The 12,646-nt window shown below is 37.9% G+C and carries 14 protein-coding genes and 1 pseudogene; 7 read left to right on the plus strand and 8 right to left on the minus strand.

Annotated features, from left to right (window positions below; genetic code table 11):
* Together WIW89_RS13455 and WIW89_RS13460 are read right to left on the minus strand one after the other, a co-directional pair.
* Nucleotides 1-296 (minus strand): annotated as a pseudogene (locus WIW89_RS13455) (carbon-nitrogen hydrolase family protein); the annotation flags it as partial.
* Nucleotides 293-1,423, minus strand: coding sequence for a CBS domain-containing protein (locus tag WIW89_RS13460; protein ID WP_337721164.1), 1,131 nt, complete (start codon nucleotides 1,421-1,423; stop codon nucleotides 293-295). The gene WIW89_RS13460 and the pseudogene WIW89_RS13455, both read right to left, overlap by 4 nt.
* 50 nt (nucleotides 1,424-1,473) lie before the next feature.
* Here WIW89_RS13460 and WIW89_RS13465 point away from each other — a divergent pair, with 50 nt between their 5' ends.
* On the plus strand, nucleotides 1,474-2,517 hold the full coding sequence (locus WIW89_RS13465) for an acetoin utilization protein AcuC (protein ID WP_337721149.1): 1,044 nt from the start codon (nucleotides 1,474-1,476) through the stop codon (nucleotides 2,515-2,517).
* Here the strand turns inward: WIW89_RS13465 and purT are convergent.
* The gene (gene purT, locus WIW89_RS13470; protein WP_337721152.1) at nucleotides 2,512-3,708 is read right to left on the minus strand and encodes a formate-dependent phosphoribosylglycinamide formyltransferase; all 1,197 of its coding nucleotides are present in this window, start codon (nucleotides 3,706-3,708) and stop codon (nucleotides 2,512-2,514) included. The genes WIW89_RS13465 and purT overlap by 6 nt on opposite strands.
* Nucleotides 3,709-3,766: 58 nt before the next feature.
* A complete protein-coding gene (locus WIW89_RS13475; RefSeq protein WP_337721154.1) occupies nucleotides 3,767-4,372 on the minus strand; it encodes a hypothetical protein in 606 nt (201 codons plus the stop codon).
* Nucleotides 4,373-4,421: 49 nt separating this feature from the next.
* Here WIW89_RS13475 and WIW89_RS13480 point away from each other — a divergent pair, with 49 nt between their 5' ends.
* Nucleotides 4,422-5,066 (plus strand): phosphatidate cytidylyltransferase, encoded by a 645-nt coding sequence (locus WIW89_RS13480; protein ID WP_337708478.1) that lies wholly within the window; start codon nucleotides 4,422-4,424, stop codon nucleotides 5,064-5,066.
* On the opposite strand, the gene WIW89_RS13485 is transcribed toward WIW89_RS13480, so the two are convergent.
* Nucleotides 5,040-5,705, minus strand: coding sequence for a hypothetical protein (locus WIW89_RS13485; protein ID WP_337721156.1), 666 nt, complete (start codon nucleotides 5,703-5,705; stop codon nucleotides 5,040-5,042). The two genes, WIW89_RS13480 and WIW89_RS13485, sit on opposite strands and share 27 nt — an antisense overlap.
* Nucleotides 5,706-5,776: 71 nt before the next feature.
* Between WIW89_RS13485 and WIW89_RS13490 the strand changes: the two genes are divergently transcribed.
* A complete protein-coding gene (locus tag WIW89_RS13490) occupies nucleotides 5,777-6,217 on the plus strand; it encodes a hypothetical protein (RefSeq protein ID WP_337708476.1) in 441 nt (146 codons plus the stop codon).
* On the opposite strand, the gene WIW89_RS13495 is transcribed toward WIW89_RS13490, so the two are convergent.
* A complete protein-coding gene (locus tag WIW89_RS13495) occupies nucleotides 6,214-7,203 on the minus strand; it encodes an FAD-binding oxidoreductase (RefSeq protein WP_337721158.1) in 990 nt (329 codons plus the stop codon). The genes WIW89_RS13490 and WIW89_RS13495 overlap by 4 nt on opposite strands.
* 35 nt (nucleotides 7,204-7,238) lie before the next feature.
* Between WIW89_RS13495 and WIW89_RS13500 the strand changes: the two genes are divergently transcribed.
* Nucleotides 7,239-8,033 (plus strand): hypothetical protein, encoded by a 795-nt coding sequence (locus WIW89_RS13500; RefSeq protein WP_337708472.1) that lies wholly within the window; start codon nucleotides 7,239-7,241, stop codon nucleotides 8,031-8,033.
* Nucleotides 8,030-8,566, plus strand: coding sequence for a MogA/MoaB family molybdenum cofactor biosynthesis protein (locus WIW89_RS13505; protein ID WP_337708470.1), 537 nt, complete (start codon nucleotides 8,030-8,032; stop codon nucleotides 8,564-8,566). The genes WIW89_RS13500 and WIW89_RS13505 overlap by 4 nt, the downstream gene beginning before the upstream one ends.
* Here the strand turns inward: WIW89_RS13505 and WIW89_RS13510 are convergent.
* On the minus strand, nucleotides 8,552-10,435 hold the full coding sequence (locus WIW89_RS13510; protein WP_337721159.1) for a 4Fe-4S dicluster domain-containing protein: 1,884 nt from the start codon (nucleotides 10,433-10,435) through the stop codon (nucleotides 8,552-8,554). The two genes, WIW89_RS13505 and WIW89_RS13510, sit on opposite strands and share 15 nt — an antisense overlap.
* 257 nt (nucleotides 10,436-10,692) lie before the next feature.
* On the opposite strand from WIW89_RS13510, the gene WIW89_RS13515 reads away from it, so the two are divergent.
* Both WIW89_RS13515 and WIW89_RS13520 read left to right on the plus strand, forming a co-directional pair.
* Nucleotides 10,693-11,175: an AAA-associated domain-containing protein gene (locus WIW89_RS13515; RefSeq protein WP_337700210.1), complete on the plus strand. Its 483-nt coding sequence runs from the start codon at nucleotides 10,693-10,695 to the stop codon at nucleotides 11,173-11,175.
* A 63-nt stretch (nucleotides 11,176-11,238) separates the two neighbouring features.
* Entirely contained in the window at nucleotides 11,239-11,970 is a 732-nt protein-coding gene (locus WIW89_RS13520; RefSeq protein ID WP_337721161.1) for a VIT1/CCC1 transporter family protein, read from the plus strand.
* On the opposite strand, the gene WIW89_RS13525 is transcribed toward WIW89_RS13520, so the two are convergent.
* On the minus strand, nucleotides 11,951-12,646 hold a 696-nt coding region (locus WIW89_RS13525; protein ID WP_337721162.1), incomplete at its 5' end, for a hypothetical protein. The genes WIW89_RS13520 and WIW89_RS13525 overlap by 20 nt on opposite strands.

Genomic DNA, 12,646 nt, shown 5'->3' on the forward strand with positions numbered 1-12,646 from the left:
GGAAAAAGTCTGTTTTTTTCGTCTTCATAAAGATGTATCTTTTTAGCTATTCCTTTTACTTCACCGTTAGGGTCTATGACAGGTGAAATAATTGAGACACCGTCTTCTACGGCTCCAGGTATTACATAAGACGTGTACTTTTTAGCAAGTCGTTGGAAATCCACTAAAGGTACATCGTCTAAGTGCTTAGTCCATTTCTCAGGCAACAACACTATTTCTGCTCCCGCCTTCAGTGCTTCCTCAGTAAGTTGTACTGCTGAGAAAGTACTAGTAGGCTGAACTATTGCAAATTTCAACTCTCCTCTGCCTTTGGTTTCCTTCTAGTGGTCTCCATTTTTCTTAATTCCTTCTGCACTCTTTCTTCTAACCTTTCAACTGCTTTTCTTACGGCAGTTACCGGATCCCAATCACTGTCCTTAGTTACGAAGTCGCCTACTTTTGTTACAGCTCTAGCTGTTACTTGATATAGCTTCTTACCTTCACTCTTGGACTCCTCTTTAAACGTCACTTTAAAGTTTATAATGTCCGTGAGTTTCTCTAGTCTCGAAAGGTACCTCTCTAATATACCATCTATGAGAGCTTTCATATTCCCTTGTTTTAATTCACTTGTCAATCTTGCCTCAATAGGTATCTCCATCTGATACTTTTTAGCGATGATGGCTATTGCGTCAATACCACTAAACATACCTACTAAATATTCCCCTTCTAGAACCGGCATTCCAGATATCTTCTTAGACAACATTGTCTCTATAGCCTTTTCTACAATATCGTCACCTTTTGCGGTTATAACTGGGTAATTCATTATCTCCTTTACGGGTAATGCCATCAACCTCTCTTCCTCTGTGAGGATTGAGGATTTTTTCTTACCCCCACTACTGTAAAGCCTATCTACAATATCCTTAGCGGAAATGATTCCAGAGACTTTCTTTTCTTCCATTACTGGTAACTTAGTCACGTTGTTATTACTCATAAGCCATCTAGCTCTTGCTACCGAATCTTCAGCATTAACAGTTATAACTGGTGAGTTCATGTATTCTCTAACCCTTGCTTTCGCAAAGTCACCACTACCTAAGAAATATGAGAGTAATCTCTCCCTAGTGATTATACCCACTAATCTTTTCTTATCATCAACAACTGGAATAGCCCTAGCCTTAGCCGTGTAGAACTTAGCCACTACTTTCTGAATATCGTCTTTTTCGCTTACCGAAAGTAAAGGACTCATAAGGTTTATTACTTTAGACTCGGGACTGATCCTTTTTCTTAGGAGATCATTATAACTTAAAATCCCCACGACTTCTTTTTCTTTAATTACGGGTACTACCCACTGATTATTTTCCCTCATCTTACTTACTATTTCCCTTATCCTATCGTTGTAAGTTGCTACTACCTTCGGTTCCTCGATTAATTCTTTTATACTCATCATGGAAAAATCCAGTTCTACACTTATATAGTTTTTCAACGTAGATAATTGTAATGCACAAGACGGCATTCGTATGGGATGATCGTTATTTGGACTATTCTTTCCCCGGGATTCATCCTTTCAAATCACTCCGTGAATCAATGACGAAAAAAATACTTGAAGAAAGAGGTGCATTTCACTATATAGATCTCGTAAAACCGGACATTATACCCGAGGAAATGTTGTACAAAGTTCACTCAAAGGAATATGTTGAGTTTGTGAAGAAAAAGAGTGAAGAAGGAAGAGGATATTTAGATGACGGTGATACACCGGCGTTTAAAGGTATATTTGAATCCGCTTTGGTTAGGGTTAGTGGTACTGTGACCGCCGTAAAATTACTTGATAGATATGATCACACGATAAACATAGGCGGAGGATTCCACCACGCGAAATACACTTCAGCTTCCGGATTTTGTGTATTTAATGATGTAGCCTTAGGGATAAAAATAGCCGAGGAAAAATTCAACAGAATAGCTCTAGTAGATATAGACGGTCATCATGGTGATGGGACACAGATACTTCTTGCAAATGATCCTAAAGTCCTTAAAATATCCCTTCACATGTACCATAAGGGCTTCTTCCCCGGTTCTGGAGACGTTGACGAAATAGGAGAAGGAGATGCAAAAGGATTGACTATGAATATTCCTCTACCACCCGGGACTGCAGACGATATGTATTTATATGCATTCAACCAAGTTGTTGTACCTAAGCTAAATGGGTTTAAACCGGATCTAATTGTAATCCTGAACGGGGGAGACTCGCACTTTACTGATCCTTTAGTTGAGTTAAAACTATCTAACAAAGGTTATTTAGACTTGATTAGAACTCTCCACAAGCTTGCCCATAATTATAATGCTAAGATTGTTATGACCGGAGGTGGAGGTTATAATTACGAGTCAACGGCAAAAATATGGGCATTATCTACAGCGGAGTTAGCAAATTTAGACTTCACGGAGTTCTTGGAACTTGAGGATTGTTGTTACTTAGCCTCATCAGAATTCACGAAGAAAAGAGTAGAGGAGATAGTAGAAAAATTAAAGAAAATTCACGGATTATGATACTAGTATAAGTGACGAAGCCTTTCTAACTTTCTCTTTAGCCTCCTTTACATCCTTACCAGTAGCTAGGACAACGCCCATTCTCCTTTTATAGTAAGTAGAGGGTTTTCCGAAGAGCCTTATTTGAACACCAGGAATTTCTAGAGCTTTCTCCACATTAATGAATTTAGGGGCCCACTTTTCATTATTAGCCAAAATAACGTGAGCTGCTGCAGGTGTTACTAACTTGACCTCTGGAGTTGGAAGTCCTATTGCACTTCTCACGTGGATTTGAAACTCGTTAATATCTAGGCTTGCCATCGTCACTAGCCCAGTATCATGGGGTCTCGGAGATACTTCACTGAAGAGAACTCTATTACCGCTAATAAGTATCTCTACACCGAATACACCGAAACCACCTAGCTCGTCAACAACTCTCATTGCATATTCTCTAGCTCTGGCTGCTACGTCCTCTGGAACAGTTGAGGGATGCCATGATTCAACGTAGTAATATACGTCTTTAGGTCTCTGATGTTCTATCGGAGGTAAAGTCTTCGTCTGAACTCCTCCGTCAATCAATGGGTACCTATATGTAAGTACTGTAAGCTCTCTATCAATGTTTATGAACTCCTCGACTATAACTTTACTACTTTTTCCTCTGGCATGGGTCAATGCCTCCTTAAACTTTTCCTCGACTTCAGATTCACTATATATTACCTCATGACCATGCCCGCTTGAGCTCATCTCAGGTTTTATTATACATGGATAGCCTATGTCCTTACAGGCTTTTTTAACCTCCTCTGACGTCTCGGCAAAGGCATAAGCAGTAGTAGGCACTTTTACCTTCTCAGCAGCCAACATTCTAAGGTCTAGTCTGTTCATACAGATCTTCACGGCTCTAGCGTTAGGAATTACTCTAAAGCCCTCTTGTTCTAGATCCAGCAATGCGTCAGTATTAATTGCCTCTATTTCAGTAATTATAGCGTCTGGATGTTCTTTTTTAATTATACTCCTTATTGCATTACCATCTAACATGTTCACTACATACTTTCTGTGAGCCACATGCATCGCAGGTGCCATATCATATCTGTCCACTACCACGGTCTCTAAACCCATCCTCTGGGCTTCTATCACCATTTCTTTACCCAGTTCTCCTCCGCCAAGCCAGAGGAGTTTTTTTGCACCTTCGAGAAGAGGCGTACCTATTTCCATACCCTCTCTTTACTTGCTGAATTTAAAAATTCACCTATTAGCATAGGTAGATATTTACTTAACTAATTAAACTCCTTATATACCTCACTACCCTCTCATAGTCCTTTAAAAAGTAGTTAAAACAAACCCACCTTGAGGTCTTGCATTTGCCAGCCCAAGGGAAAACTATAACGCCTTTCGAATATCTTCTCTCGTAGTCCCTAATTTGTTCTAACTCGTAAAGTCCCACCTTTGCTTCTACCGCTACTTTATCTTCAACTAACATGTCCGGTGTATTATGGAATGTTAAACCCAGTTTGGGTAATGACATAATTCCCGAGTTTTTGTACCTCTTAACGTTAAAGTAAGAGGATAAGACGGAATATACATGTTCCTCAAATACGTAACCGGCTAGTTGATTCAGTTTTAGTATTCTTATCTTAGGATTAGGAAAAGCTAAGGCATAATTTTCGTCAACATCGATTCCCGTAGCTTTCTCGAGTTCTTTTAATTTATTCAGGTGAGGTATTTCGTTTCCAAATAACTTGAACTTCACATCTTTTAGTTCTAAACCGCTATTACGATCGTAAACCTTGATAAGAAAGTTACTTACTGTTACTATGACATCTCCTTCTTGGGAAGGTAATAGGTAATCTCCAATCCTCTTATACAAAAAGACTTGCACGAGTAAGAATAGCTGAACTTATAATTTAATGTAACAGCTTTCATTATTGATGTTATTAACGATAAGAGACGTTGAATGGGGTATTGCATTAACAATATGGGTAGCAACTGTCACTCTTTACATATCAAAACTCATTAGCAAAATTACAACGACCTATGTTGCTAGAAAAGTAATACACATGTTAGGAGGAGGTGTTGTAGCCGTACTTGCACCTTTTGTTTTCACCTCTCCACTTGTCCCTATTATAGCATCTTACGTTCTGATGGCATACTTAATATTTCACAGAGCGAAGAAAAACTACCTTAACTGGTTTCAGGATGAAGGAAATAGAGGCGAAGTTTACTATACTTTCTCTTTCGGAACATTACTCTTGATTATGGAATTTCTCGATCACGACTACTGGTTAACTAAAGACGTATTCATTCCCTTGTTACCAATTTATTACATGTCTTTCGGAGACGGTGTAACTGGAATTATCCGCAATTACGTGTACAAGAGGAGAGTGAAGGGATTTTGGGGAAGTGTAGGAATGGCTATCGTGTGTGTTCCTCTGGGTTATTACTTTTTCGGTATATACGGTGCAATATCTGGAGTAATAGCTACGCTAGTTGAGATCGCGCCTTTTTTGGACGATAACATAGGAGTGCCTTTTATATCCTTTGCCTTCTTATACTTGGCTATAAAAGTGTTTTAACGTGGAGAAATTCTTTATATCAATCACTTTTACGTCTAATGATTTAGTGTTTATAGTTATTATACCGTTAATCTTACTCGTCTTAACGTCGTCAAGAGTTATATCAGGAGATTTACTGTATTTCCTTATTAAGAACATTACTTTCCTGATATCGTCCTCCTTCCTTTCTTCTGGAGGGATTAATAGTGGCTCTGGAATTGGGGGTATGTAAAAGGAAGGAACGGCTATATAAAACTCGTGACCAACATTGCTATACCTAGCTGTTTTCAATGCTAATCTACCCATAAGAAATTCCTCAGCTGAAATAGCGTTGGTAGGAGGTACGTAACCTGTTTCGACTTCAATTGAAATATCTATTCCCTTTATTGCATATATATCTACTATACCACCCGCTACTTCTACTTCCGCATAAACTTTAAACCCTTGATTTAAGAGGTGGGCGGCCAATATGATCTCTAAAACGGAGTGATTTATATTTAACACTCCAGTCCTATGAAGACCAATAATTTTCTTCACAATATCGTCAAGACCATAAAGAGTACCATATTTATCAATTACCTTCTTCTGAACTGAGGTAATGTCCCTAACGTAATCCATTTTCATATCGAACCCTCTCTCAGTCAGGGAAGCGGTCTTCATCAGCTCTGTAAACCGTCACATCATCATTATTTAGAATCAAATTTATCACACTGGGTATATAAAGAGTTATTATGTTAAGCTGGATATTAGGCTCTCCTGCACCTCCTTGGCATTACCTAAGGGACATGTTTGAAGATTACAGAAACGTAGCCGTTTATCTAGATACTAAGGGAAAAGTAGAGTTAGTGAAAGTTAGTGATCTCGATGAGTTTCACACTCCTACTTCTGTATTAGTAAACGGGTACTATTTGTTGACGCTGAAGCCCTACTACATCAAAATGAAGAAATTTGTAGCTTTTCCTACAACGAGATTAAAAGTAGTTAAAGAACTCTTAAAAAACTACGGTTGGAGAGCTATGGAATTTTATTACGGGGAGCAGTTCTTAAACGCGTGGGTAGTATATGACTGTGAAGACTGTGAAGAAAGACAAAGGCTCCATTTAGAAGTAAACGAAGAAGAACTAAAGGATGAGGAGTTAATAAAAAAACACCTTGACATATATAGAAGTTAGAATTCATGAGGCTCTTTACTTATCTTAAATTCTGTTACTCCGTTAAATCTGGACGCGGAATAATCCTTGTCTTCCTCCCCCTCTATAATGAAACGGAAGAGGAGCCTCGCCAGGCCTGGACCTACCTCTGCTCCGTATCCGTTAAGGCCCCCTATGTAATATATCTTATCGGTGAGTTGACCGTAAACTGGTCTCATATCTGGAGTTCCCTCACAGTAACCTTCCCCTTTGTAGAACGGTACAAGGGGTCCTAACCTTTTACCCGCAGCTTCAACGGCCCTTTTGTCACCAGCTTGTGGTGTAAAAGGAGAACACTCAATGGTATCGCCGTCTCCTATTATGGTAAGGAAGGAACCGATTCCTAGTACCGGTCTCGAATAAAACCCGAGTTCGTAGTCGTATATGAATACTTTATCTAACTCTCTTCTTGGAGTAAGAACAGCCCAAGCCCAACAATAGTAGCTCTTAAGAGGAAGTTTAAAACTTGTAGATACCGAGTTCCATGCACCAGAAGATAATATTATGATGTCAAATTTCCCACTAACATCTTTCTCCTTGTTAATGAAAATCCTACCCTTAGCGTCCACATATGCATTACCATAAGAATAAGGGACAGAGTCTACGAAGTTTTTGACACCAACAAGTCTGTCAGTCTTCTTACCCTCTATGGCTGAAGTATTCAACCAGTCCACGTATAATTCTCTAACTTCAAAGCCCCTGGTTAACCAATCGTCGAATACCTCTGAAGGTATTTTCCCTATAGTATAAGAGGGATACGAAAACAAAGGTACGTTATGAGATCGATAGAAATCCAGTGAATCTAAAGCTAAATCTATGTCCTTCCCACGAAGTAATAAAGAATGAATCAGGGTAGGATAAAATTTCCTAAAGCCCGACTCTATTACGTAGACTTGGTGTCCTTTTTCCCTGAATAGATAATATAATGTGCTACCAGTTATTCCTCTTCCTATGATTAATATTTTCACAAGATTTAAAGACTGGACGAACTCCTTTAAAGCTGATGATTACTGAGGGATATTTTCTCGTTTATGACAACGTGATTTGGGCAGTTAAAGGCTGTTTTCATCCTGATGGTTATGCTGTAGCTATTCCTCGATTGTATAAGGGTAGAAAAATCAAGAAGTTAAACGAAGCGTTAGTCCTCGTTAAGCAGAAATTTCAGCATCTATTAAAATACCTAGATGAGATCGGTTTCGAAGTTCCACTAGTTCCCTTAGAAGAAAGTGTCATCCTCGATCCCTTCGATCCTAAGAAAGAAAGACCCGAAAATGTTAAAAGATTTCTTAGCTATTTTAACGGATCAGTAGGAATAACAGGTAGCTTACTCTACGCTAATAAGTACAATGATATGGATTTTCTCTCATTCAATCCGGATCATTATTACACCCTACTGGAACTAAGAAGGAGAGGAGTTACGATCCCACTAAATGCTTTAAATGAAGAGGAAGTTGAAGTGCTTAGTAAAAGGGATTTTGAAACCCTAAAAAGAGATAGAGTACTTGAGGGAATATTTAATGGCACACCTTACACTTTCAAGATTGTAAAATGTGTAGACTTTGGATTGGTAATAAGACAGAGAGAATTCAGGGGAATAATAGAGATCATTAAGGCGAAAAAATCTTATACTCTCCCTGTCATTTATGAAACGACACAAGGTCTAACTCTGACCTCTTTTAGGACTAGATTCACCGAAATTAAAGAAGGCACAAGACTGTATGTAGACGGAATATTACTCGAAAGAAATAAATTCCTCGACCTTGACTTAGACTTAGCCAAGGAGGTTAGGATTATATGACTCATGCTCACGAAAAACACAGAGAACATGCCCCTAAACAGATAAACTTTTACATAATAACGGTAAGCACGTCAAGATACGAGAAACTATCTAAAAAAGAACCCGTTGTTGATGAGTCTGGTGATGTTATAAAACAATTAGTTATTGAAGCCGGCTACACAGTCGTAGGCTACTCCTTAGTCCCTGACGACAAGGTTAAGATACTTAGAGCATTTGCGGAAGCACTAGACGATCCAAGGGTGGACGTAATAATCTCCACTGGAGGGACTGGATATGCACCTTCAGACCAGACTGTAGAGACCATAAGACCTATTTTTGATAGAGAGATCGAAGGTTTTTCTGACGTATTTAGAAATATCAGTTTTGATGACCCTAAGGTGAGGGCTGCAGCGTATTTAACCAAAGCAAGCGCAGGGATAATTGGGAAAAAAGTCGTCTACTTATTGCCAGGGTCTCCAGACGCTGTTAGGTTAGCAACAAAAGAATTGATTTTGCCAGAAGTAGGACATTTACTTTATTTAGTTAGAGCCTAAAATTTTATTTACCTCTTTTATAATAACTTCTTTATCCTTCTCATTTATTTCGGCAAATTTATCCATAAAGAAGTAAAGGAACAATAACTCTTCTTTGGTTAACCGATTGAGCTGAGTTGAGATTATCTTGTCAGCAACTTTTTTGAAAAGCTCCTCAGCTATATCCTCGTACCACTTTGAGTCATCCATTAACAAATCACCGTCCTCTACTCCTTGGTGGAGTTTTGATATTATGTTCTTTAACGCCTCTAAGTTTAGAGTGGGAAAGACTGTGTCTAGTGGGGTCTTTATATTAAGTTTCCTAGCAGTTATGGGGCATAAGGTATATTTAGCTGGTAACTTACTTTCAACAGTTTTACCAGATATTTCCTCTAAGAAAGCCAGACTGCATTTGTTTAATTCTTTCTTTCTTGTCTTTATTCCAAGCATACATGGGATATGAAGATTTTCCCCCTCTATATCTGTATCTGGTAATATCAATTCTTCAACGAGGATAATATCGATTATTTTAAATCTCTTTATAGGTTGTAAATAGTGGTATTCTTCTGGAGTTATAGTCAATATTTCATTTACTCCCTCTAATTTCTTAGATATATTCTCCCAATCAACCTTATCCAGCAACAAGTCTAAGACGTTAATATCCAGTTTTATTAGACCAACTTTTTTCCCCTTAGAGTGAAGATAAAGCAAAGCCCTGATTGCTCTATCTTCAAAGCCCTTACTTATAGGAGTAAGTACTATTACCGAAGTAGCAGGTAGTTCCCTCACTTCTGGTAATGAAGTGTCTATTTTATTATACCTTGCATACTTCCTTAAGTCAGAAAGTATATCAAGCTTAGAGGGACATACATCAACACACTTTCCGCACATATGACAGTTTATTAATCCTTCTGCAAATCCTAATGGTTGTAGCACGTAAAGCCCTAATGGAGTATAAATTGGAGAGCCCATCATTTCCCCGTAAGGACATACATCAACGCATCTGCCGCAAAGTACACACCCGTTTAAATTGTTCTGTGCATCCGAGTCCGAATAAGATGTTAATGGGATTGTGTCAATGAATTTTAACGGAGTATTGGAGTAAATGACAAAGTAGACTTTTGTTCCCCTGAACCGAAGTATTGTTCTCTCGCTTCGTTTCAAGTTTTCCTTTATCTGAAAAATACCGTTAAGGTCAGTAGTACCGTAATATCTATACTTATGTCTGGGAGACAAATCTTCATACACCGGATCTACTTTCTGTAAGTCAGAAACGTACTTTAACAAGAGTTGCTCTCTAGTGGACGGATAAGCGACGATTAACTTAGCTACTCCCCCTTGAATGTTAATTGTAATATCTCTAAACGCTGGAAAACCGGAGGAAAACCAACTCTTTAATTTGTATAATATTGCGTCTATGTCATCTGTAGTATAACCTTTGTTAATTAATTGTTTTAGCTCTTTCTTAATGTATACAGCGTATATTATACCTCCATTATATTTCCCTGTATATTTAATTCCGTTAAGATACCCTTCGATCTCTACACGATCTCTAATCAGTCCAAATTCATTAAATCCGAACCCAGCATCACCAAAGAATACACTACCGCCTACTGAGAAATCAAGATTACCGAATAATTCAGGGCTATACCTAATTACATCCCTCCAAGGAGTACCAGCTAATACTCTTAGCCTATCACCTAAATCCTCAACGCCCTTCAGTCCAGTCATATCTAATATTTCATTACCCTCTATACCTCTAGAAAACTCATATCTAGGGACACCTCTTAATTTAGATAAATCGGAATAAGGATCAACTCTAATAATCTTTGGTAAGGATGAACTTCTTCTTGTTAATGATAACTGTGAATATAGTAAAGGCTCGTCCATCAACGTATATATGTGATGGAAGTATAAATTTTTTCTTTTTAGAATTGAATATATTAAATCATATTCTGATATTAAGCATACAACGAGAACTTTAATCCACTAATAAAAATCTAGATGATCGTTACAATTCTAGCTTAAACATTGTTAACGACCGCAACAACAATGAAAGATAATATATTTTTAATACTTGGAGCAACCATGTTATTGGATATTAATGAAAATAAAGTTTTTATTAACAATACCTATTCTAAGGGTATATGGCTACAAGTACATATAAGGTTATTCATCCCGATGCTAGAGTTGCAGATTTGTTAGGTTTGCTTACTACTTTACATAATACCTTTAATGATAAAGTGGATATATACATACTTGAGAAAGAGTTAGAAGTAGATATGGACGAACTAATGCCGATCCTTTATGCTGCAAATACGATGGGCTTTATAAATTTAGCTGAAGGTGATGTAATAATTACAGATAAAGGACTGGATTTTCTTAAGGCAAATCTCAAGAAGAGAAAGGAGTTGCTGAGAGAGTCAATAGATAGGCTAGAGCCTTTTTCGACGGCTAAGGAACTTAGATCTTTCACTGTAAAAGAGTTGCTAGAAAAACTTGAGGATAAGGGGATCACAATTTATAGCAGCCCTACTGGATACAATGATTTAGAGATCATTTTAGTTGAGTGGGGTATATACTCAGGATTTCTAGCAAGAGAAGGAGATCACTACATAGTTAAGGTATAAATTACATTACGATTTTTCGTAATCCAAGAAGGGTTTAAAGATTTTTTAACAAACAAATTAAACATGGAAGAGCCGGTAATACACTATACTAACGAGGCAGACACTTTTAGGACCAGAGTTTTCGGAATCCAAGACGGGCTTATAGGTGTTGGTTCAATTGCTATAGGTGCTGCAGGTTATTCTCAAGACCCGTTACTAGTCCTTGTTACGGGGTTAATTGCATCTATAGGTCAAGCTTTTTCCATGGGTATAGGAGAATACATCTCTACGAGAGTCAGGATGCAAATCATAGAAAATGAAATTAAAAAAGAAAGCTTTGAAATAGAACATTACCCTGAAAAAGAGAAGGAGGAATTGAAGCAATTTTACATCCAAAAAGGTCTGCCAGAAGAGGAAGCTGAAGAAATCTCAACTAGACTAATGAAAAACAAGAACATAGTACTAAACGAAATGTTAATCCATGAGCTTAGACTGTTCCCAGAAGGATACGAGAGTCCAGTGAAATTAGGACTATTAATGTCTCTATATTTGATAATAGGCTCAATAATCCCACTATTTCCTTTTATTCTGTCACTATTCTTCAAGATTCCCTTCATCTATGACGTAGTCAGTTCAGTAGTGTTAATAGCAATAACTTTGGGCATTTTCGGTTCTATGTCTTCAAAATATACTGGACTCAGTAAATACAGGGGAGCTTTTGAGCAAATAGCAACGGGTATGTTAGCATTGGCGGGAAGCTACGCAGGCGGACTAATACTAGCTCACTTCTTACCTCTCACGAATCTCCCGCTGTGAGAAGTTTTGCTAGATTTCTAGGTATTTTGGCCGGTCTGTTATCTTTTTGGAAAAGCTCTTTTCTCCTAGCCTCCAAGATCATAGGCTCTATTGACAAGTACTCTGCAGCAGTGATTACCCTACATCCTACTGACTTAGCTACTTCCTTCACTGGTTTAAGTATGTTTTCGTAATTAAGATCACGCAAAACATGGTGATCAATAATAGCATATTGAAGACCGTTTTTAACTATATTTTCTAGATTCTTTATCTCAATGTCTAATTCTTCTTGGGATAATGCTCTACCTAATAAATAGCTTAATGGTCCATCTATAATTAGAAAGTTAGGCTTAACCTCATTGATAAATCTCACATGTCCTTCCTTTGGTGCACCCTCAATGTCAGAGGTGAAGAGAACCGTTCCGTCCTTATCATTAATTGCAACCTGAACTACATAGCCAAGTCTTTCATCAGCACCATGAGGAACAGCAGGAGAAAACTTTATCATCGTAGAGCCGAACCTTATCTCTTTCCCATCCGCACTCTCAACTACCTTAGGTCTATCTTTAATAGATTTTAGAAATCTAGGAGCTCTTCTGAACTTTTGGCTAGGGTTTATGTTATTCTGAGGGTCTTTGATAAAAAGTACTTTTTTGTCGTAAATATCAATAGGAATTACGTACCCTGGATCATGATG

This window comes from Stygiolobus sp. CP850M, assembly GCF_037389425.1.
In the GTDB taxonomy this organism is placed as follows: Archaea; Thermoproteota; Thermoprotei_A; order Sulfolobales; family Sulfolobaceae; genus Stygiolobus.

Bases quoted from the DNA above. Each gene is read 5' to 3' on its own strand.
- WIW89_RS13460 (WP_337721164.1), bottom strand. From the start codon at position 1,423: ATGATGAGTATAAAAGAATTAATCGAGGAACCGAAGGTAGTAGCAACT.
- WIW89_RS13465 (WP_337721149.1), top strand. From the start codon at position 1,474: ATGCACAAGACGGCATTCGTATGGGATGATCGTTATTTGGACTATTCT.
- purT (WP_337721152.1), bottom strand. From the start codon at position 3,708: ATGGAAATAGGTACGCCTCTTCTCGAAGGTGCAAAAAAACTCCTCTGG.
- WIW89_RS13480 (WP_337708478.1), top strand. From the start codon at position 4,422: ATGTTATTAACGATAAGAGACGTTGAATGGGGTATTGCATTAACAATA.
- WIW89_RS13485 (WP_337721156.1), bottom strand. From the start codon at position 5,705: ATGAAGACCGCTTCCCTGACTGAGAGAGGGTTCGATATGAAAATGGAT.
- WIW89_RS13490 (WP_337708476.1), top strand. From the start codon at position 5,777: ATGTTAAGCTGGATATTAGGCTCTCCTGCACCTCCTTGGCATTACCTA.
- WIW89_RS13500 (WP_337708472.1), top strand. From the start codon at position 7,239: ATGATTACTGAGGGATATTTTCTCGTTTATGACAACGTGATTTGGGCA.
- WIW89_RS13505 (WP_337708470.1), top strand. From the start codon at position 8,030: ATGACTCATGCTCACGAAAAACACAGAGAACATGCCCCTAAACAGATA.
- WIW89_RS13510 (WP_337721159.1), bottom strand. From the start codon at position 10,435: ATGGACGAGCCTTTACTATATTCACAGTTATCATTAACAAGAAGAAGT.
- WIW89_RS13515 (WP_337700210.1), top strand. From the start codon at position 10,693: ATGGCTACAAGTACATATAAGGTTATTCATCCCGATGCTAGAGTTGCA.
- WIW89_RS13520 (WP_337721161.1), top strand. From the start codon at position 11,239: ATGGAAGAGCCGGTAATACACTATACTAACGAGGCAGACACTTTTAGG.